Below are 20,719 nucleotides of genomic sequence, written 5' to 3' on the forward strand. Positions count from 1 at the left end.
CCCCGATCCCCTGCCCGCGCCCCGTCAGCGGCGTTCTTGCCGGCGCACCATGGCACGCGCCCTGCTTGCCGCCCCGTTGTTCATGGTGGCCGGGGCCTGCGCGGCACGGGCCACAGGCTGTAGCGACCTTGCCCGCCACGCCCTGCCCGATGCCACCTTCACCACCATTGAAACCGTAAAGGCCGGAAGCTGGCACCCGCCACAGGACCAGCTCAGCCACATCATGTTCACGCCGGGCATGAACTTGGCCGGGCACACGGCCGAGGCCGCGAACCCCGCCTTCTGCCGCGTGGCCCTGACCCTGCACCCCACGGCGGATTCCCGGATCCGCACCGAGGTCTGGCTGCCCCTGAAGGGCTGGAACGGCAAATTGCTGGGCGTGGGCAATTTTGGCTGGGCGGGGTCGCTCATGTATTACGGCATGGCTACCGGCCTGGGTGAAGGCTACGCGGTGGCCAGCACCGATACCGGGCATGACAGCGCCACCCCCGAGGGCCAGGGCGGCCGCTTTACGCTGGGCCACCCCGAGAAAATGATCGACTACGCCTACCGCGCCGACCACCTGATGACGGTCGCGGCAAAGGCGCTGGTCAAAACCTTTTATGGCCACGAGGCCACGCACGCCTACTGGATCGGCTGCTCGCTTGGCGGGCTGGAAGGACTGATCGAGGCCAAACGCTACCCCGAGGATTATGATGGCATCGTAGCGGGCGCGCCGCCCAACCCGATTGTCAACTTCAATGCCGAACAGCTCTGGGCGGGGTGGATGAGCTATCATGACCCCGCGCTGCGCGTGCCGCGCGACAAGTTCCGGCTGCTCAATACCGCCGTCATGAATGCCTGCGCCGGGCCGGTGGGCAGGAAGCAGGGCTTTGTGGATGAACCCGACCGCTGCGCCTTCCGGCCCGAGCAGATTCTATGCAAACCGGGCAGCAACACGGCCAGTTGCCTGACCGCCGATGAAGTCCGCGCCGCGCGCAACATCTACCAGGGCCCCGTTGACCCGCAGACGCACACGGTCATCTTCCCCGGCCCGGCCAAGGGCAGCGAGGATGGTTTCTCGGCGGATGGCAAGGCCTTCCCCGTAGCGCTTGACCTGTTCAGGTATGCCGCCTTCCAGAACCCGGACTGGGACTGGACCACCCTGAAATGGGATACCGACGTGCAGGAGGCCACGCGCAAGGTCGGCCCGCTCCTGCATGTGGATGACAATCTTGCGCCCTTCCTCGCCCGTGGTGGCAGGCTGCTGCTTTATATTGGCTGGAATGACGGCCATAACCCCCAGCAGCTCGCCACCTACTATCAGGCCGTGCAGCGCCACGCGGGGGCTGCAGGCCGTGACGGGGTCAGGCTCATCACCATTCCCGGCATGGGGCACTGCCAGGGCGGTGCGGGGTGCGACACCTTCAGCAAGCTCGGCGCAATCGATGACTGGGTCAGCCACGGGCAGGCGCCCGACATGATCGTGGCCGCCCGCGTTGACGGAGGGCAGGTCGTGCGCACCCGCCCGCTCTGCGCCTGGCCCGCCGTTGCGCGTTACGACGGGCAGGGCGACATGGATGATGCCCGCAGCTTTGCCTGCGTGACACCAGGTGCGAACTGATTTTTAAAAAGCCATAGGGAACGCCGCCTTTTTGCAAAAAGGCGGCACCTGGAAACTTCTGTTATTTTTCAAAAACCTTTTCAGTTTTTGAGAATAACCCATTCGCCCTCGACCTTCTTGACCGGCAGGGTCGCCTCGCGCACGTCGCCTTGCGCGTTTTTCAGGGTGATCTTGCAGGTATAGATGGAATCATCGCCTTCCTTCGTGTGGCAGTCGCTATCGACAACCTTGACCTGCGGGTTCTGTGACACGAGCGGGTTGGGCCGCCCGATCAGTTCCATGCTAAGGTGGTTTGCCTGATCCAGTTCCTGCTTCATGCTCTTGTCCAGAGCTGTCTGGATATCGCCCGTCGAAGGGCCGCCACAGGCCGTCAGCGCCAGCACGGGCAGCAGGACAAGGCCGGAACGCAGGGATTTAAATGAAAAACGCATGGGCGGTTCTTTCACGGGCAGGAATTGAGGCCGTGCTTATGATAAAGCCCCCCATGAATGTCAATAAACCGGATTTTACACCTGACCCGACAGGCATGGGGCCTTTCGTGTAAAGCCACGTGGCCGGAGAACGTGATGACAGCAGACCAGAACCATCCCGAAGGCGATGATGCCCCCCTGCCCCCTGGAAACGGCGGCACAAAGGGATGGCTGAAATCCGGCATCGCCTCGGTGCGTGCCAGCACGGCCAGGGTCAAGGAAGGGGTGCAGGACTATTACAGAAGCGATGCCACGCAGGAGAAGATGCAGTGGCTGCGCGACAGGACCCGGTCCATCAGGGAGTCCGAACTGCTGGAAAAATATGGCCCGCTGATCGAGCAGGCCATCCGGCAGTTCGCCTCGTCCACCGCGTTCGATATTCTGGCCGATGAACTGATTATTGCCCGGTTTGCCGATCTGGTCATCGCGCACCTGCCGCCGCATGCCCAGATCGTTTTGCGCAGGACCGGCATGGACAGGCTGCTGACCGCCGCCCTGTCGCGCGCCAAGGCGCCGATCCTGCGCAGGATCGCGGCCATCCGCCTTAATGGCGAGCCAGGGGCTGACACGCTGAAAGCCCCACCGCTCGAGATTGAAGCCAGTCCCGCCACGACCGGGAAAGACGGATTACAGAAATAAAAAAAGTGCTGTTTTATTTAAGGCAGCGCTTTTTTGAAGCTTTTTGAAAAAAGCTTCACCAAACACTTCTTTTGGTTTTTTAAACTCAGGTGGGCAGGCGCATTTTAAATGCGCCTGCCTTTATTTCAGGTGCTGCTTTTAAGCAGGCGCGCAGCCCGGCTCAGCGCCATGATGGGGAAAAACTGCCGGTACAGGTCATAGCGCAGCATGAACGCGCGCGAGAGTTCCGCACCCTGCTGCAGGCGACTTGTCAGGGCCGGGTCATCGAGCTTGATGGTCTGGCCCACACCGTAGCCGGGGAAGCCGGTGCCGGTGAACTCTTTCTCATCCCAGTGGCCATCAGCCTGCTGCAGGTCGATCAGGTAGCGGCAGCCGCGCACGATGGCCTCATGGTCCTGCTTGCGGTTGGCCGCGATCAGGCCCATCAGCGCCCAGGCGGTCTGTGATGGCGTGGTTGGTCCGCGCCCGATGGAGGCGATCTCCATGTAGGAGGCACAGCTTTCGCCCCAGCCGCCATTTTCCTGCTGGTGGGCCACGAGCCAGTCACATGCCTTGCCGATATAGGGCTGGGTCATGTCCTCGCCAATCGCGGCAAGCGCAGGCAGGACGGCCCCCGTGCCATACAGGTAATTGACGCCCCAGCGGCCAAACCACGGGCCATCGGGTTCCTGCTCGGCACGGATATAGGCCAGCCCGCGCTGGAGTGCCGGCATGTCGCGCGGCAGGCCCAGCACGCCAAAGGCCTCAAGCACATGCGCCGTGACATCGACCGAGGGCGGGTCAAGTGCTTCACCAAAATCACAGAACGGGATCTTGGACAGCAGGGCGCGGTTGTTGTCCTTGTCAAACGCGCCCCAGCCGCCGCAGGTGCTCTGCATGCCCACGAGCCAGTTCACGCCGCGGGTGATGGCGGCCTCCACGCCCCGGCTCTTCCATTCCTCGCGGTCGCGGCAGGCCGCCAGCGCGATCAGGGCCACGGCGGTGTCATCGGTGTCGGGGTAGCGGTCATTGGCATATTCAAACGCCCAGCCGCCGGGCTCCAGGTCCGGCAGCTTGACGGACCAGTCGCCCTTCACCCGCACCTGGCGCTCGAGCAGCCAGCCCAGGGCCTTGTCCATCTCGGGGCTGAAATCGGTCTCGGCATCGGCATCATGCAGGGCCATGAGTGCCAGCATGGTGTCCCATACCGGGCTGTTGGTGGCCTGCACCCAGCTTGCATCGCCCCGGTCATAGCGCCAGCCGGGATCATCAAGTGCCGCCAGCCCCTTGGCCATGACCGGGTGATGGAACTGGTAGTCCTCGCCATGCAGCGCCATCAGGCCATAGACCCATGGCGGCTGGATACCGCCCCAGCCACCATCGGCATCCTGATGGCGGATGATCCATTCCAGCATGTGCCGGATCGCGGCCTCGCGCATGGTGTTGCGCTTGAGGAATCTGGTCTGCAGCCAGTGCAGCGCGCGATCGGTCTTGCGGAAGAAGGTGGCCCACAGGTCCTGCCCGTCACGCGGGGGCAGTTCGTAATCGAAATTCTCGCGCCCTGCGGGAAAGAGCGCATCCAGCCGGTCTTCCGGGCGCAGGGGGCGCGACGAGCGCCGCGCGGACAGGATGGCCAGCGGCACCAGGGTCGCGCGCGCCCACTGCGCGAAATTGTAGATGGAGAAAACGAATTTGTTGGGGAACCAGATGATTTCCGGCGGCAGGTTGGGCGTCTTCTCCCACGGCCATTCCCCAATCAGGGCCAGCCAGTAGCGGGTGAACACGCGCACGTTGCGCAGGCCGCCCTTGCTTGCAATCCATGTGGAAGCCCGGCTCAGGGCGGGGTCATCGGCGGCATAACCCAGCGAGCGCAGGGCGGCGTAGGATTCGACGGTGGCGTTGATGTCGCCATTGCCCGCGCCGTAATAGATGCCCCATGAGCCATCCTCGCGCTGCATTTCCAGCAGGGCCTTGCCCAGGCGGGGACGCAGGGGATGGTCCTCAAGGCCAAGGAACCACAAAGCGAGGCACCATTCGGCCTCCATCGAGGCGTTCGAGGCCACCGACCCCACCCAGTGGCCATCGGGCTTCTGCTGCTCCATCAGCCATTTGCAGGCAGAGGAGATCGTGTGCGTCAGGCTGTTGTCAATGCCCCTGAAAGCCGCCGCCGGAGCGGAATCGGGGCGGGATTCGGTCTTGTCGGGGCCGGAAGTTCCGGCCTGCTTGCGGAGAGGGCGACTTTCGCTGTTCATTTCATCCATACCTGTGGGCGATATAATAGTCAGGGGCCTTGTCAATCCGTGCTGGCCTGCGGGGACGTGACCAGTTGCTCAAAATCAGCGAAGACAGTTTCCCACTCCGCCTGATCCATTTCAATAAACCCTGTGCTGCGCAGAAAAAATGCCCCCTCGGCGGCAAAAAGCGCCGTGCGGGCCCGACGCGCCACGGCAGAGGCCGGATTACACACTTTGAACCACCGTGCATACCACGCCCGCAGCCGGTGCAGGTGCTTGGGGGATTGCATGAGGGTAACAAGCATGCCTGCCATCCGGGCCTGCGTGGCCTCGTCAATCTGGCTGGCCACCACCACATAGGCGCGTGCCCGCTCGGTGGCATCGGGGGTGCCGGGCATGTTCTGGCTCACCTGCGCATCAAAAGCGGCGATCCAGCGGTCGATCAGCGCGGTAATCAGGTCATCCTTGCTGCCAAAGCAGTATTGCAGCCCGCCCTTGGTAATGCCGGCCTCACGCGCCACGGCATCGAGCGTAAGCGCGGCCGCCCCTTCGCGCTGCACGAGGTGCTCGACGCAATCAAGCACCCTGTCGCGGTCGATGGTTCTCGGGCGCGCCATGCGCGGGGCCTCCATGGTTTCATTCCGTCCGGATGGAATTAAACCATGCCAGCCCGCCCCGCAAGCCATGGCCGCGTGCATGGCACGATGCCGCCCCGGAAAACAGGCGGCATCCGCCAGCGTGCATGACTGTCAGGCTGCGGTGAGGGAGGCCATGTCGATGACGAAGCGATAATGCACATCGCCCCGGTCCATGCGGGCGAAGGCCTCGTTGATCTGCTGCATGGGCACGATCTCGCAATCGGGCAGGATGTTCTTGCGCGCGCAGAAGTCGAGCAGTTCCTGTGTCTGGGGCAGGCCGCCCACGGGCGAGCCGGTAATGCGCCGCCGCCCCAGCACCAGCGGCAGCGAACTGAATGCGGGCACCGGGCCGAGATTGCCCACGATCACCAGCACCCCTTCCACATCGAGCAGGGCGACATAGGGCGAGACATCATGCGCCACGGGCACGGTATCGATAATGACATCAAGTGACGAGGCCCCGGCCTTCATCGCCTCGTCCGAGGTGGAAACGATGACATGATCCGCCCCCAGCGCCCTTGCTTCCGCCGCCTTGGCGGCACTGCGCGTAATGACCGTAACGGTCGCACCCAGCCCTGCCGCAAGCCGCACGGCCAGATGCCCCAGCCCGCCAATGCCCACCACGCCCACGCGGCTGCCCGGCCCCACATTCCATGTGCGCAGCGGGGAATAGACGGTAATGCCCGCGCACAGCAGCGGCCCCGCGCGGGAGGGATCAAGCCCTTCAGGCAGGCGCAGCACGAATTCATCACGCACCACGATATGCTTGGAGTAGCCGCCATGCGTGGTTTCGCAGGTGAGCCGGTCGCGGCCGTTATAGGTCAGGGTCGGGACTTCGCGGCACATCTGCTGCTCGCCCCGGCGGCACTGGTCGCATTGCTGGCAGCTATCGACAATGGTGCCCACGGCCACGGCATCCCCCACCTTGTGGCGCGTCACCTTGGGGCCGACGGCCACGACCTGGCCAATGATTTCATGCCCCGGCACGCAGGGGTAGAGTGTTGGGCCCCACTCCTTCCAGTCATCACGGCTCTGGTGCAGGTCGGAGTGGCAGACGCCACAGTACAGGATTTCGAGGGCCACATCATTATCGCGCAACGCACGGCGCTCGAAGGTATAGGGTGCCAGCGGGGTTTGTGCATCACGCGCGGCATAACCAATGGTTTTCATGTTGTTTCCACCCTGTTCAGAGTATTGTTTTCCTGCGCGGGCACAAGGTTCTTCGCCCCGCGCGGCAGCATGATGCCCGCCAGCCATGGGGACTGAAACAGACTTTCCCGCTCCAGGCCGCAGCCAGCCCCTGGCGGAAGTTACCTTTGAGGCCCTGTCATGCCGACACCTGGAAAAGCGCAGTCTTGCACTGACGGTTCAGGGCTGCAAGGCAGATCACATTCCGCCCTGCGGCGGGTCCTGCGGGAATGCCCGCCCGTTTTATCCCCGCGTGTGCGGGGAACACATGTGCCGAGTCTTACCCGTGCCTGCTGGTGCCGGTTCATCCCCGCGTATGCGGGGAACACGCGTGCGCGTCAACCGGCGGCCTGTGCCTGCCCGGTTCATCCCCGCGTGTGCGGGGAACACACCGGCAGTAGGAACAGATGCAACGTAGCGTTCGGTTCATTCCCGCGTGTGCGGGGAACACATATCACGCGCGCGGCACAGCGGCAGGAACTGCGGTTCATCCCCGCGTGTGCGGGGAACACATCGACCCCAAGGGCGCGCCGCGCCTGTCGTTCGGTTCATCCCCGCGTGTGCGGGGAACACTGGCCCTCAACTGGTGGGACGCAAGAGAGCGGCGGTTCATCCCCGCGTGTGCGGGGAACACTCGAAAAAGAAGTAGCGCCCCGGATTGCGCTCCGGTTCATCCCCGCGTGTGCGGGGAACACACGAGGGCATTATACAGGCCCACGTTATCCTGCGGTTCATCCCCGCGTGTGCGGGGAACACCAGCAGGTTGCTCACCCGCATCCAGTATTCGGCGGTTCATCCCCGCGTGTGCGGGGAACACTATTTACAAAAGGCTTTCGCATGAGGTCACACCGGTTCATCCCCGCGTGTGCGGGGAACACCGAATATCACTGCCATTCCTGCCCTTGAGGGCCGGTTCATCCCCGCGTGTGCGGGGAACACGAGGCCATGCCCGACTGGGCCGAGGCCATGCTCGGTTCATCCCCGCGTGTGCGGGGAACACTCTTCGTGGAACCAATTGATTCCAAAGTCTTATTTAACTGTCAAAGAATCTACCAACCAAAACGCCCTGTTTTGCTACCCTTTTCCACGCCGTCGCGGAAGGGTCGTTGTAGCCGGGCCGGGTTGCGTGGGCAGGGCGGCTTCCGGCCCAAAGGCAACCAAACGCAGGCCATCGAAATCGACCGGCACCCGGCGGTTCTGGCCGCAGGTATCAAACGCGAAACCGGCATCATTGGGGGCCGCCCATGCCATAACGGCATTGCCCGCCTCGATATAGGCGCAGACCTGCCCCCATATCATCTCGCGCACGCGCCGCCCGTAGCTGCCAACATAAACGCCTGCCCGCACTTCAAGCAGCCAGACCGCCAGCCGCCCGCGCAGGCGTGGCGCCGCGTTTTCAACCACGATGACCAGCATCGCCCAGCCCTTTCATCTCAGTAAAGGCCACCGGCATGGCTTCCTCCTGCGCAGGCGGTGGTTGCAGGCCGCCTGCCGCCAGCACATCCTCGATCATGGGAATGAGCCGCCCCAGAATGCTGCTCCGGCGGAACTGGTCGCGGCACCGGTGCCGCACGGCGGCCACCGGGTCGCTCACGCGCTGGCCATCAAGCGGGCGGTCGCGCTGCACCGCCCCAGCCACGCGAAAGGCCTCGGGCACCACGATGTCAAACTTCACGATATCAGCAATATCGTAAACAAAACTCTGCGGCTTGCCAGTGTGCAAAAACCCGATGGCGGGCGCGTAACCGGCTGCAAGAATGGCTGCTTCGGTAATGCCATAAAGGGCGGCCGTGGCGGCTGACAGGCAGCGATTGACCACATCGGCCGTATCCCACGCATGCGGATCATACCGGCGCCCATCCCATTTCACCCCATGCAAACTGGCCAGCAGGCGATAGGTCTCACGCACCCGCGCGCCTTCAATGCCGCGCAACTGGTCCACCGAGCGCCGCTCGGGCGCATCCTCGCCAAAACGCAGGGCGTACATCCGGCGCACCACCTTCAGCCGGGCCGTATCATCAAGTGCGAGCCGCGCCTGAAACAGCAGCCGGTCCGCCCGCGCCCCACCCGGCTGGCCCGCGGCATACAGGCGCACGCCCGCCTCGCCCACCCAGATCAGCAATGTGCCCGCCCGCGCGGCCAGCGCCACGGCCGCGTGGCTCACCCGCGTGCCGGGTTCGAGCATGAGGCAGGCCAGCCCGCCAATGGGGATATGCGTGCGCACCCCGCGCTGGTCCACCACCACGAACGCGCCATCAAGCACGTCAATCTGGCCCATCGATACAAACACGATGGAGGCCCGCTCCTTTAATGGCACAGGCCGCGGCGGCGGCAGGCCGGGCATGGGGCGGGGCATGCGCCTACACCCCGCCGGGTGCGCGGCGGATGAGCATCAGCCCGCACCCGAACGCCCGCGCGCGCCCGAACCCCTGCATGAGTGCGGGCACGAACAGCGCAGGGTCGGTCACGCTCAGTTCCCCCGCAGCATCGACCACGCCAAAGCTGGCCTCGCGCTGCCCCGGCCCACGCGGAATACGCAGCACGTCGCACCCCTCGACCACAAGCCCGTCCGCCTGCGGCGCGAAACCCGTCCGCGCGCCCTGTCGGCCCAGCCAGGCGGCAAAAGCTTTGGGCACGATGTTGTCACGCCCCTGTGCACGCTGGCCGTGGGGAATGGCGTGCAGGGCATCCATCACCACATCATGGCGCTTGCTGCGCACGCGCCCCGGCGTCTTGCGGTCCACCGTCGCGTTGGCCCGTAGCAGGAAGCGCAGGCGATCGCCTTCCTTCAGGACAGGCGCGAAGGGACGGCTTTCCAACGCGAAAAGACCGTGCGCATCCACCGGCTGGCGCGCGGAAAGGACCATGAAGCGCCCGGCTTCGGTCTGGCGCCACAGGAAGTCGCGCTGGCGCGTGGGCGTATCGCCAAACAGCACCCACAGCAGATGGTGTGCCGCACCATGCTGCCGCCCTTCCCCCTGCGGCACCAGAAGGCGGGCAAGCGCCTGCACCGACGCATCGCGCCGCAGGGACACGCGTGAGAGAAATGCGCCACTCATGCGCCTGCTCCCTTCGGGCACACAAGCAGCGCTTCCTCACGCAGCCCGAACTGCCAGCGCGTGCGCGACAGCGGCTGGTCACGCCGCATTTCCCGCCGCATGACGGCATGCCCGCCCCCCTGTTCGCCTACATCCGCCGCATCCAGCATGATGAGCGTATCCGCCTTGCTGCCCTGCCCTGTGACCTGATCGCGAAACAGGCCATAACGCGCCCGCAACCGACTTTCCGGCCCGTTGTCATGCCGGGCCAGAAGGGCGGCGGCGGCATGTTCCGCCTCCGCCAGCTGGGGGGCAAGCGGCAGGCCGGGCGGGCAGGATTTACGCCCCAGCGAGGGCGCGAAGACAGGCGCGCGCAGCGCAGCGCGCAGGTCCGCCAGCGCCCAGCGTGGCTGGTCAGCGCGCGCCCACACCGCGCCCAGATGCCAACTGCCCATGCGGTAGTCGCGGCGCGAGAGGATGGTGGCCAGTTCACCCGGTGCATCAGCCAGTTCACGCGCGCGCGTGGCAGGCCGCCAGTTGCGCCGGGCGGGTGCGGTCTGGGCCGTGTGATAATCCGTGAGCAGCCGACCGGGCGCATGGCACAGCACCGCCAGCCCGTAATCCCGCGCCAGTGCCGCCTGCGCGGCTTCATCCTCGCGCTCAAGGCCAAGACAGGCGCCTATCAGCCCCAGCACGGCGGAGCGTGCGGGCCGATCGCCCCCGTCGCGTCGCTCGCCTACCGCAAGCGTGCCGAACGAGGCCATGGGCGCGACCATGGCAAATGTCAGGAACAGCCGCATGGCATTCAGGCCCGGCAGAAGGCGACGAGATCGGCCAGCGTGGCGCTTTTTGCATCGCCCAGCGCCATTTCGCAGGTCTCGTCAACGCCCGGACCATAAACGCGGGCCAGTTCGGCGCGGAAGCCCGCAAGTGCCCTGATTGACTGCGCCATCAGGTCATCGCCCCCTACCGGGCGGGCAAACGCGCCTGCAAGCGTGCGGGGCTGGGCATCGCCTTTTTCCGCCAGTACGTAGCCCGCGCGGGCAAGCGCGGCGAAGCTGTTCTGCTTGCCCGAGGGCGAGACCGTCATCGCCGCCTCCATCAGGGCGCCAAGGGCAGCCTGTGCCACGCCGGTTTCACTTTCGCCGCCCAGGTTCTTTTTCAGCAGGTCGCGATTGACGCACAGGTAAAGGTAGAACACGCCGGAGCCGAACCCGGCCTCGCCCAGAAAGCCTGCGCCAGCATCTTCCTCCGGCTGCTTGAGGTCGTCGATGGCAGTATAGTAATCATCCTCCACCGTAACCCGGTGGGTGGTGATGGCGTGCGCCACCTGAACGGCGGCCTCGCGGTTGAAGGCGGGCGCGCCTGCCAGCATGCGGCCAAACAGGGCAATATCGGCCGCTGAATCCGCGTGATGCAGCAGGGTGTCCTGCTCCTTTTTCGGGTCGATTTTTTCGCCTGCGGCCAGCCGGTCGGCCAGGGCGAGGGCCGCCGTGCGCTCGGCGGGGGAAATGAACACAAGCTGCTCGGTGCGGGTGGGGTTTCTGTCCTTCTCGGCCTTGACCTTGCCATACACGCCCGCAATCTCGCGGGCGATGGTTTCGGCCTTCTTGCCTTCCACGCCCTGCGTGTCCAGATGCGCCAGCACTTCCTCGCCCAGGCGCTGGGTGCGCTGGCCCATATGGCCTGCCAGGGCGGATTCAAAAATGGCCGAGGTGCGCCAGGCCCGCTTGAGCGCCTGCGAGGAAATGCGCAGCCGTGTCGCACCACCAACCGTGGCGGTCTTGGGGTGGCCCGTGTCATCACGGTTGACGTTGGAAGGCGGGTAGAAGGTCAGCAGATGCAACTGGAGAAAACGGCTCATTATTGACTGTCCTTTATTCAGGTCTTTTCCTGAAATGAAAACTCTGGCGTGCCACACTTTTCAAAAAACGGCATTCCCTGAAGTTTTTTGAAAAAACCTTCACCAAAAACTTTCATCTTGTTGCTGGATATTTTTAGATCAGAATTTTTTATTCAGATTATACATTACTTATGTTTTCTGGTCCGCTCCGGGGCTGGCCCGCGTTCCAGTAGGCGTATACCCATTTGCGGCGGATATGTTCGCCCTTGCCATCGTCACGCGCGCCTTCACGCGGCCATTTCAGCAGGGCTTCGGTCAGGTCGGCCACATTCACTTTCCTGCCTGCCAGCGCCACAAGCCGCCGGAAGGCCCTGAGGCATTCGTCATACGTTCCGGCATCCATCAGCTTGCGAAAGCGCAGCGGCTTGCACAGCGCCTCGATCTGATCCGTATCCGCCAGTTTGCTGACGCCAACCTGCCGCGCCACGCTGCCCTCCCGGCGCTCATCACGCACATGCACCAGAACCGCCGCCGCCAGCGCCAGCCGTGCCATGGCCGCATCCGAACGCGCGCCACAGCGCTGGACGAGCGCCTGCGTTTCCGGCTCGAACAAGGCCTCGGTCACGCTCGTGCAGCGCCGCAGGCGGGCAAGGGCGGCGCGATCTCCGGGCTGCTGCTTTTCGGGGTCGGGCTGCAATCCGCGCCACCAGCCCACAACCTTGCGCACCGTGGTTTCATCATCTGTCAGCATCAGGACACCTCGCCTGCTTTTTTCTGTTTCGTTGCGACAGGAACAGGAAGATCCAGAACCTGCATGATCTTTTTGCCAGCCGTGTTCGTGCCCGATACCGCGCCAAGCAGCCCCATGCGGGCCAGGGCTGAACGTTGCGCTTCTTTTACGTCCATGTCCGGCTCGAGCACGACCATTGCGTCAAATTCGCGCAACGCTGCCTGCTTCAGTGTTTTCAGCCAGGCTTTTTTCAGCACCAGCAGGTCACTCCCTGCCACGACTGCCTCGCGCAGCAGGGCAAAGAAAGGCGTTTCGGTCTCGAGCCAGAAGCGTTCACGCACATTGGCGATCAGCGTCGCATCGACCGATACACTACCCTTGCCAAACAGCGCCTCGCGCACGCTGCCGCGCAGCAGATCAGCCACCTGCGTTGCCGCCCCCACGCATTGCCGGGCAAAATCATCCAGTTCGTGCTGCCTGTCTTCATCATGCGTGCCGGGCAGCGGCATGGCGCTTTCCACAAAGCCGCGGGCTTTCATGTTATCCATGTCAAACCCGGCAGCCAGCAGACGGGGATGTTCCGTAAAGCCAGCCGCCCGCGCGCGCGCGTTGCGCCAGGTTGTGACACAACTGGCCGGGAGCCTGTTGGCATCGGTGCTTTCCACCACCACGCCGGTCCAGTGCCGGTAGCCGATGCCACCGGGCTGCGGATGCACGGCCAGCCATTCCGTACCCTCTTTCTGTCTGTAGCGCGGGGTGAGCGGATGGATGAGGCCATCCGCCGCGTAAGGCTGGCCGATCCAGCCCGCATATTTCGGGCCATAGGGGCGCTGGCGCCAGCCGGTGACCACAACACCATCAGCCCGGCCCGTAAGATCGCAGGTGCCGTCAGCCCTGTTTTCAAAATCAAGGCGGATGCGCCGTGGCATGCCCCACCAGCATTGCAAAGGATGGGCGTTGTGATCCACCCGCACCTCCGTGCCGCCCTTGCCCGAGATGATGGTGGGCGCCAGCCACGGAAACACCCGTGAAAGATCAGCATCCGCAACAGCCCTGCCGCAGGGCACGTTGGCCCAGATGACCTGCCACAGGCTGGCCTCGGCCGATGGCATGACCAGGGTTGTCAACGGGCCGCCGCCGCGCAGGCCGGTCATGTTGCCCGCCCCCCCGCTTGGCGCCCATGACTGGAGCGTGAACAGCGCCATGGCCGCGGCCCCCCGCCCGAGGCGCGCGACCTGATCGCGATGCACGAACAGATCCGCGTTGCGCTTTATGGTGCTCTCGCCCGGTGCATCGATCAGCAGGCGTTCAACCGGCTCCGGGCCGGTGGCCAGCTCTTCATGATCCTGAAGGAAACGTGGCCCCGGACCGTCAAGCCAGAAGGCAGGCGCGATACGGGCGAAGGCTTTGTCCAGCATGTCAACGGTGGGTGGCTTGCGCCAGTCCTTCGGCCATGCGCGCCGGTCTGCCGGGGGACAGGCCGTTGCCACAAGGCCGATCAGGAACTCGAAGGATGCGATACGGAAATCCGCGCGTGGCCACGCGAAGTCAATGACGGGGTCATCATCCAGCCCTTCCACGATCTGGCCGGGGCGCATGAGACAACAGGCGCCAGAGCGGCGGCGCACTGGCAGCCATGCTTCTGTAATCAGGTTAAGGGGATGAATTTCTGTCATTCAAATAGACATCCAGAAAGAAACAGATCAGAATCTTGGTTTCTAGCTGCAATCTGGCAACCAGAATCTGGTAAACGCAGCTTAATCTGCGCTTAATACTATTATAACCAACGTGTGCCGCACGTTACGCTCCCTTCCTGTCAATTTCAGCCACCTCAAACCCACTTGGGGTGGCTGTCTTTTTGTAGCCCCGTTTGAACCAACGAGTAAAGATTTATATCTTACTTTTCAAGACTTATGTTTTCATACGTTCGAAAAACCACAGACCGGGCCTGCACAAGAAGATTGCAAGGGGGAATCTGGACAGAGAAGCATGCGCTCATCCGGCCCATGCCGCATTGAAAAATGCAGCCGGTAGACTGCATTCAGGCAAACGTTCCTGAAGAAGCTTTTTTCACTTCAAAGGAATGCCACCTTTTTTTCGGAAAGGTGGCACCCGGAAATGTTCACTATATAATCCCTGCCAGAGCAGGGAACGCTGACCATCTGACTCTGCAAGACGGGTCATCCCGCAGGTGCGGGAACAACCTCCAGACCATATCGGTTATCATAGCGCACGACAACCGCGTGGCCTTTCGCGTTGTGCCCACGCCCTTCGGCCCCGCCCTCGACCTCGGTTAACAGCAACAGGAGAAACCGGTCGTCTGCCTCGCGTTCCCAACGCGACCAGCCTGCACGGGCGGTGGCTACGGCTTCACGCGCGTCCTCTGCAACATGGCATGAGGCAAGCCTGCCCTGCGCCACCGAAACTTCGGATAACGCCCATGCCCGCCGGTGCGCATGGGCGGCGGCAAGGGTCTCGTCTTTCAGCGCAGCCCAGGGCCACACCTGCCCTGCCCTGAGCACGCCAAGGCGCACGGTCACGTAAGGCCGTTCCTCCAGCCGCGTGGGCGTGCGGATATCGGGCTCCCATAAGCCGCTGCCTGGCGTGTAGCCCCATTCATGATGCAGTATGTTCCGCCGGGCCGCATCATGGGCAGCAAGGCCGTGCCCGGTTGCCACGCTACTCGCCGTGGCCAGTCCTTCCGGCGTTATGGATGTATCGCCCGCCGCCTCGATCAGGTCACGCACATTGCCGGGGCTTTCTATCGTGCCCATGCGCAGCAACGCGCGCGCCGTGCGCCACAGCAGGGCGGGATCACGATAAACGGCCGCCGTGCCCGGCAGGAGGCGACGGATCCATTCCGGGTCCGGATCATCCACCGGGGCGGGCGCCAGAACACAGATTTCATCGCGGTCTATCGGTCGCGCCGCACGCTGGTGGCGCCTGAGGCGGCCCGCACGCTGGATAATCAGGTCCATCGGGGCAAGATCCGTGCACAGCACGTCAAAATCCAGGTCAAGGGACTGCTCGATAACCTGGCTGGCCACCAGCACCCCGGCCCGGTCAGCGGGCATGCTGTTCCTGCCAAAGCGCGCCAGCACGTCGCGCTCGATGGCCAGGCGGTCGATCATGGCAAAACGGGCATGAAACACCTGCGCCTCAACCCCCTGCTGCGCCAGTGCCCGGGCCGTGGCGATCACGTCATCCACCGTATTGCGCACCCACGCTACAGCCGCCCCCTGCCCTGCAGCGGCCACGACATCCACCATGACCGCAGCCTCGCTCCCTGACTGCCTGACCGCAATGCGGCGCGCGAGGCCCGGGCGCGGGGCACAGGGCTGCTCGGTCATGCCATCGCAGCCTACGAGCGTAACAAGCGGATAGGCCGTGCTGGACAGGCTGACCGGCGCCTCCTGCTGCAATCCCGCCCGGAATGCCGCCACAAGTTTCTGCCGTACGGCCTTGGTCAATGTTGCCGAAAGCAGTATGGCGGAGCCCCCCATGCTGGCATGGAAGCGCAGCAGGGCCGCCATTTCCGCCTGCATGTAGGGGTCATAGGCATGGCATTCATCAACCAGCAGCACCTTGCCCGCCAGCCCGGCCTGCCGGATGGTGGCGAACCGGACCGGCAAGACCGCCATAAGGGCCTGATCAATGGTGCCCACGCCCACCTGTGCAAGCAGCGCCCGGCGCGATTCACCCGCAAGCCACGCAGCGCACGACACTTCAGCCGCCTCCATGCGCGCCTGTGGCACGGCTGCGGCATCAAGCGCATCATCCGGCGCCACGACCGCAGCAAAACGCGGATCGAGCAAAGCACGGCCATGCGCAAGTGCGAGCGAGGGATGGGCAGATGGCTGGAACAGGCCACGATAGGCCGCAGCTATCCGGTCGAACATGGCGTTGGCGGTCGCCATTGTGGGGAGTGCCACAAACAGGCCCGTGGCCCGACCAGACGCCATCAGCCGGTGCGCTACCACCAGAGCCGCCTCGGTCTTGCCCGAGCCTGTCATGTCCTCGATCACCACCAGCGCCGGCCCGGCAGGCAGGGCAATCTCCTCCAGCAGGGCCTGAACGGGAGATGGCACCTGGACATGGGCGAACAGGTGCCCGATGCCCCTGAAGGGCGCAACCGTTACGGGGCCAAGCCCTGCGCGGGCCAGGGCGTGCTGGGCACGCGGCAGCGCGTGGTTCCAGAAATACCCGGCAGCATCGGCCACGTCATCAGGCTGCACGTAAGGGAACCAGTCCTGCCGGGAGCCGATCCAGTCCGTCACCACCGTGACACCCGCAAGCTGCCATTCCAGTTGCCGCAACTGATCCAGCGACGGGACGGGAATGGGCGGCGGGCGAAACACGTCAAGGAGCAGACCGGCCAGTTCGCGGGCATGGGCCGCACAGGCGGCATGGCCCAGAGTACGGGCTCTCGTTTCATCTATTGCGACCGGCTGGCCGTGATGCCCCGCAACGGCGCGCCATAGCTGCGCCTTGTCATCGGCTTCCCATTCCAGCCCATCGGCATCCGCGCCAAATAACGGCGCCAGCACATCCGCGCAGACCCGGTCGAGCAGAATCAGGCCATCCACATCATGGCGTGAGTCCACCACCGTATCAGGCAATGGCCCGAGCGCCTGCCGCGGCCAGTGCGCCGGAACCTTGGCCTGGAACGCTGGCGTCACCTTGCCCATATCATGCAGCGCCACAAGCAGGCCAAGCTGCCGGCGGTCCAGCCCCAGCCGACTGCTACCGGGCCACAGGACCGCCACGGCCGCCACATCAAGCATATGGGCGACAAGGGGGTGGGTCGGGGCCGTTACGTCTTCCGCCTGACCGGCGGGACGGGCCTTGCCCCAGAAAAACCGCAGCCCGTCATTCACCTTTCCCGCCACGTAGCCCCCCTTTTACCGCCCCAGCCTGCATATGATGAAACATGCATTAAAGCTTTATCGCGACAGCGAAAATAAACGCGGATGCAGATCGTTTATCCGTTACTTGTTCAAACCGGGTAACGGCTGCCTGAAAAACATGTCACACGCCAGCGCATGCTGACCGGCTTACAGCCTGTGGGCCGGGTCATTTTTATTTTTTCAGGGCGTGGAATACTATCCAGCAAGGCGCTTTCCACCACAGAACAGCGTCTGTTCATCGTGGCGCGCAATGGCGATCAGGGTCTGGTTCATTTTTTCAGCCGTCCGGAAGGCACGATATGTCGGGGCCGAAATCGCGACTACAACGGCAATACCGGCCCGCACCGTCTTGAGCGCCATTTCAAACGAATAGCGGCTTGTCAGCAGACAGAAGCCTTCGGGGCACGCCTGCGGGTCGCGGGCACACGCACCGATCAGCTTGTCCAGCGCATTGTGCCGCCCCACGTCCTCCCTAATCATGTGAATATGACCATGATTATCTGCCCATGCGGCCGCATGGACCATCCGTGTTGCCGCATTCAGCGTCTGCCACGTGCGCAGTTCATGCAAGGCAGTGCGGATTGCGGCCACCGACAGGCACGGACCTTCCCCCAACGGGGCGGCGGCTACAGCGTCATAGGCCGGCACGGCCTCGCTGCCGCATATGCCGCAACTCGAATGGCCTGCCTGCATGCGGACATTGCGGCGCATAAGCTGCGTCAGTGCCCTTCCCCTGATGACAATATCAAGGGTCAGGCCATCTTCCATCGTGACAATATTTACCGAGCGGATTTCTGCAACTGACCCCACGATCTGTTCGGTCATGCAGTATCCGTAGGCAAAATCCTCAAGGTCCGCGGGCGTCATCATCATCGTGCCATAGGGAAAGATCCCGTTGAACAGGAGGCTGACCGGCACTTCCTCCGCCACGTTCAGGCTGAACCGTTCATCCGGACGCGACAGGGAACGCACATCCAACGGGTAAAAGAGAGCGGGCATTACGGCAGCCTCAGGCATCGAGAGGGACAGTGTTCAATGGTCAGCGGGTGTGACACGGCACCCATCCGGTCTCACCGCTGGCATAATGCTCATGTTTCCAGATCGGGACGCGCTGCTTGATCTCATCGATAATGTAGCGACAGGCGCTGAAAGCCGCATCGCGATGGGCCGCGGCAACGCCAATCCATACCGCCGTCTCGCCTATGGGCAGGTAGCCCGTCCGGTGCATGGCGGTGACACGACAGATGGCAAAACGCTGTTTTGCCTCCAGCAAGATGCGTTGCCCTTCCGTCAGCGCCAGTGGCACGAACGCACTGTAGTCGATGCCGCAAACGGCCCGACCTTCGTTCGCCTGCCTGACCCATCCCTCAAAGGAGCAGAACCCGCCTGCCTGGGGAACAAGGAGCGCCCTGCGCAGGGCGCTGGTATCCATTGGCGCATCCGCCATGATGAAGTCGTTCATCCGCCCGTCACCGGCGGAATGAAGGCAACGTGATCGCCTTCGCGCAAAGGCTGATCCCATGGGGCGAAGGCAGCGTTGATCGCAACACGCATGCAGGCGGGCGCCAGCGCAAAGCCATAGACGTTACGGAGTTCATCATAGAGTGCTGCGGCCGTGGGGGCCGGGGTCTGTCGTCTTTCATGTCCCCGCCCGGCTTCATCCTGAAGCTGGGCGAAATACTGTAACTCTATGTCTGGCATTTTACGTCCTGTTCAGAACATTCAAAGTATTTCAGTACCCGCTCGCGTTCATCTGGCGCGTTGACGTTTTCCAGCGCACCTGTTTTTTCTACTTCAAGGAGACGAACCGCCGAACGGGCGAGTATCCGGCGCGGCCGGACTGTCTGGCCTGCTGCCTGGCCGTGCAGGGCGGCCAGCGTTGCGGGTTCCCATATCGTACAGAGCGGCTCGGGCGCTCCGTCGCTTTCGCTCACATAGGCCGTGGCGGCCAGATCCGCGTTGCGTTCGTTAACAAGAGCGGCAAGCGTCGTATCGTCAAGCATCGGCAGGTCGCAGGCAATGACCAGCCACGCCACATCCGGACAAGCCACGTGGGCGGAGAGTACACCGACCATCGGGCCGCCGCCGAGCCTGTCCTTTATCTCCTGCCTGTCCATAATGCAGGGATAGGCCGCGCGGAGCGGATCAGACTGCTGATCAGCACGTATCGAGAGGAAACAGCGCCCTACATGCCGCGCCACGAGGTCAAAAGCGCGGGCAAGCTGCGGGCGGCCACCATAAGGCAGGGCCGCCTTGTCCCGGCCCATGCGCTGGCTTGCCCCACCGGCCAGGACAAGCCCGTACAGTAACGCCGTCATGGCTTGCGCCCCGGTGAATATTGGGATGTGCGCCGGAAATCCATGTCATCCCCCGATATAATGCATTTCGATTTTTTCCTGCCGGAATGCCTTTTCCCCGCTGGCCCGTAATTCTGGCTGGCACATCCGTTCCTCGCTGTAACGATCCGTTCGATGACGCCAGATCCGTGACAGAATTGTGCGCAGTTGTTCATCAATTTCGGCATCACCGGTATTCCCGCGCAGGAGTGCACGCAGATCCGTGCCAGCCGTAGCGAACAGGCAGGTATAAAGCTTCCCATCAGAAGACAGGCGCGCACGCGAGCAGGCACCACAGAATGGTGCACTGACGGACGAGACGAACCCGATCTCCCCTGCCCCATCCGCATAGCGGTAACGACGTGCCACCTCACCACGATAGCGGGGCGGCAACGCTTCAAGGGGCCAGCGTGCCGCGATGCGGGCGCGCAGTTCGCCTGAGGGCACGACATCGGCACGGTCCCACCCGTTGCGATTGCCCACGTCCATGTATTCGATCAGACGGACGGTTACGCCGGTCTTGCGAAAGCGCGCGAGGATATCGGGCACACCCGCATCATTCACGCCCCGCTGCACCACGGTGTTGATCTTGACACCGCCCTCGAAGCCTGTGGCACAGGCGGCATCAATGCCCTTCAGCACGGCAGCCAGATCACCCCTGCCACCGCTCATATGGGCAAACACGGCCGGGTCAAGACTGTCGAGGCTGACCGTTACACGCCGCAGCCCCGCCTGACGCAAGGCTGGCGCAAAGCGTGGCAGCAGCACGCCATTGGTTGTCAGCGCCACATCCTCAATGCCCGGCAGGGTGCTCAGGCGGCGGACCAGATCAGGCAGGCCGGGCCGCAGGAGAGGCTCGCCACCCGTCAGCCGTATTTTGGCAACACCCAGTTCAGCGGCCATGCGCGCGACCTGCTCGATCTCGTCAAAATCCAGCCGTTCCCCTGGCCCCAGAAACCGGAAGCCCTCGTGATAGGTCGCTTCGGGCATGCAGTAGGGACACCGGAAATTGCACCGGTCCATGACCGAAATACGCAGGTCACGCAGCGCGCGGCCAAGCTGGTCGACAGGCGGCACGGCAAGGGCCGCGCGGCTGTTCTGATCGTCATCCATG

At 63.7% G+C, this 20,719-nt stretch carries 19 protein-coding genes and 1 CRISPR repeat array; of the genes, 2 read left to right on the top strand and 17 right to left on the bottom strand.

The features are described from left to right. The first annotated feature begins 10 nt into the window (after positions 1 to 10). Positions 11 to 1,603, top strand: coding sequence for a tannase/feruloyl esterase family alpha/beta hydrolase (locus HNW77_RS05870; RefSeq protein WP_241694323.1), 1,593 nt, complete (start codon positions 11 to 13; stop codon positions 1,601 to 1,603). 80 nt (positions 1,604 to 1,683) lie between these two features. On the opposite strand, the gene HNW77_RS05875 is transcribed toward HNW77_RS05870, so the two are convergent. Continuing rightward, the gene (locus HNW77_RS05875) at positions 1,684 to 2,034 is read right to left on the bottom strand and encodes a hypothetical protein (RefSeq protein ID WP_172156052.1); all 351 of its coding nucleotides are present in this window, start codon (positions 2,032 to 2,034) and stop codon (positions 1,684 to 1,686) included. A gap of 135 nt (positions 2,035 to 2,169) precedes the next feature. Here HNW77_RS05875 and HNW77_RS05880 point away from each other — a divergent pair, with 135 nt between their 5' ends. Beyond that, positions 2,170 to 2,712, top strand: a complete 543-nt coding sequence (locus tag HNW77_RS05880; protein ID WP_172156054.1) for a hypothetical protein — start codon at positions 2,170 to 2,172, stop codon at positions 2,710 to 2,712. A 125-nt stretch (positions 2,713 to 2,837) separates the two neighbouring features. Here HNW77_RS05880 and shc read toward each other — a convergent pair whose 3' ends face one another. The 16 genes from shc to moaA all read right to left on the bottom strand — a co-directional run bounded on the left by shc (position 2,838) and on the right by moaA (position 20,718). Continuing rightward, on the bottom strand, positions 2,838 to 4,943 hold the full coding sequence (gene shc, locus HNW77_RS05885; protein WP_408886765.1) for a squalene--hopene cyclase: 2,106 nt from the start codon (positions 4,941 to 4,943) through the stop codon (positions 2,838 to 2,840). Positions 4,944 to 4,984: 41 nt separating this feature from the next. Beyond that, complete coding sequence (locus HNW77_RS05890; protein WP_172156058.1) at positions 4,985 to 5,542, bottom strand: TetR/AcrR family transcriptional regulator; 558 nt, start codon at positions 5,540 to 5,542, stop codon at positions 4,985 to 4,987. 132 nt (positions 5,543 to 5,674) lie between these two features. Beyond that, on the bottom strand, positions 5,675 to 6,733 hold the full coding sequence (locus tag HNW77_RS05895) for an NAD(P)-dependent alcohol dehydrogenase (protein WP_172156059.1): 1,059 nt from the start codon (positions 6,731 to 6,733) through the stop codon (positions 5,675 to 5,677). A gap of 257 nt (positions 6,734 to 6,990) precedes the next feature. Further along, positions 6,991 to 7,751: direct repeats of the CRISPR family, unit length 29 nt; unit sequence CGGTTCATCCCCGCGTGTGCGGGGAACAC. A gap of 74 nt (positions 7,752 to 7,825) precedes the next feature. Beyond that, positions 7,826 to 8,167: a type I-E CRISPR-associated endoribonuclease Cas2e gene (cas2e, locus tag HNW77_RS05900; protein WP_172156061.1), complete on the bottom strand. Its 342-nt coding sequence runs from the start codon at positions 8,165 to 8,167 to the stop codon at positions 7,826 to 7,828. Further along, positions 8,148 to 9,107, bottom strand: coding sequence for a type I-E CRISPR-associated endonuclease Cas1e (cas1e, locus tag HNW77_RS05905; RefSeq protein WP_172156063.1), 960 nt, complete (start codon positions 9,105 to 9,107; stop codon positions 8,148 to 8,150). Before cas1e ends, cas2e begins: the two co-directional genes overlap by 20 nt. Before the next feature lie 4 nt (positions 9,108 to 9,111). Then, entirely contained in the window at positions 9,112 to 9,810 is a 699-nt protein-coding gene (cas6e, locus tag HNW77_RS05910; RefSeq protein ID WP_172156065.1) for a type I-E CRISPR-associated protein Cas6/Cse3/CasE, read from the bottom strand. Then, positions 9,807 to 10,589 (bottom strand): type I-E CRISPR-associated protein Cas5/CasD, encoded by a 783-nt coding sequence (gene cas5e / locus HNW77_RS05915; RefSeq protein WP_172156066.1) that lies wholly within the window; start codon positions 10,587 to 10,589, stop codon positions 9,807 to 9,809. Before cas5e ends, cas6e begins: the two co-directional genes overlap by 4 nt. Positions 10,590 to 10,594: 5 nt before the next feature. Next, a complete protein-coding gene (gene cas7e / locus HNW77_RS05920; protein ID WP_172156067.1) occupies positions 10,595 to 11,653 on the bottom strand; it encodes a type I-E CRISPR-associated protein Cas7/Cse4/CasC in 1,059 nt (352 codons plus the stop codon). A 157-nt stretch (positions 11,654 to 11,810) separates the two neighbouring features. Beyond that, positions 11,811 to 12,383, bottom strand: a complete 573-nt coding sequence (casB, locus tag HNW77_RS05925) for a type I-E CRISPR-associated protein Cse2/CasB (RefSeq protein WP_172156068.1) — start codon at positions 12,381 to 12,383, stop codon at positions 11,811 to 11,813. Continuing rightward, entirely contained in the window at positions 12,383 to 14,038 is a 1,656-nt protein-coding gene (gene casA / locus HNW77_RS05930; RefSeq protein ID WP_172156069.1) for a type I-E CRISPR-associated protein Cse1/CasA, read from the bottom strand. Before casA ends, casB begins: the two co-directional genes overlap by 1 nt. Positions 14,039 to 14,542: 504 nt before the next feature. Then, a complete protein-coding gene (gene cas3, locus HNW77_RS05935; RefSeq protein ID WP_276592062.1) occupies positions 14,543 to 17,251 on the bottom strand; it encodes a CRISPR-associated helicase Cas3' in 2,709 nt (902 codons plus the stop codon). Positions 17,252 to 17,464: 213 nt separating this feature from the next. Then, positions 17,465 to 18,268 carry a formate dehydrogenase accessory sulfurtransferase FdhD gene (fdhD, locus tag HNW77_RS05940; RefSeq protein WP_172156070.1) on the bottom strand — a complete coding sequence of 268 codons (804 nt, stop codon included), beginning with the start codon at positions 18,266 to 18,268 and terminating at the stop codon, positions 17,465 to 17,467. Positions 18,269 to 18,308: 40 nt separating this feature from the next. Next, the gene (locus HNW77_RS05945; protein ID WP_172156071.1) at positions 18,309 to 18,731 is read right to left on the bottom strand and encodes a molybdenum cofactor biosynthesis protein MoaE; all 423 of its coding nucleotides are present in this window, start codon (positions 18,729 to 18,731) and stop codon (positions 18,309 to 18,311) included. Next, the gene (locus HNW77_RS05950; protein WP_172156072.1) at positions 18,728 to 18,970 is read right to left on the bottom strand and encodes a MoaD/ThiS family protein; all 243 of its coding nucleotides are present in this window, start codon (positions 18,968 to 18,970) and stop codon (positions 18,728 to 18,730) included. The genes HNW77_RS05945 and HNW77_RS05950 overlap by 4 nt, the downstream gene beginning before the upstream one ends. Then, entirely contained in the window at positions 18,958 to 19,587 is a 630-nt protein-coding gene (locus HNW77_RS05955) for an NTP transferase domain-containing protein (protein WP_172156073.1), read from the bottom strand. Before HNW77_RS05955 ends, HNW77_RS05950 begins: the two co-directional genes overlap by 13 nt. Positions 19,588 to 19,632: 45 nt before the next feature. Continuing rightward, positions 19,633 to 20,718 (bottom strand): GTP 3',8-cyclase MoaA, encoded by a 1,086-nt coding sequence (gene moaA, locus HNW77_RS05960; protein WP_172156074.1) that lies wholly within the window; start codon positions 20,716 to 20,718, stop codon positions 19,633 to 19,635. Position 20,719 lies beyond the last annotated feature (1 nt).

It is taken from the genome of Komagataeibacter melomenusus, assembly GCF_013155395.1.
Classification (GTDB): domain Bacteria; phylum Pseudomonadota; class Alphaproteobacteria; order Acetobacterales; family Acetobacteraceae; genus Komagataeibacter; species Komagataeibacter melomenusus.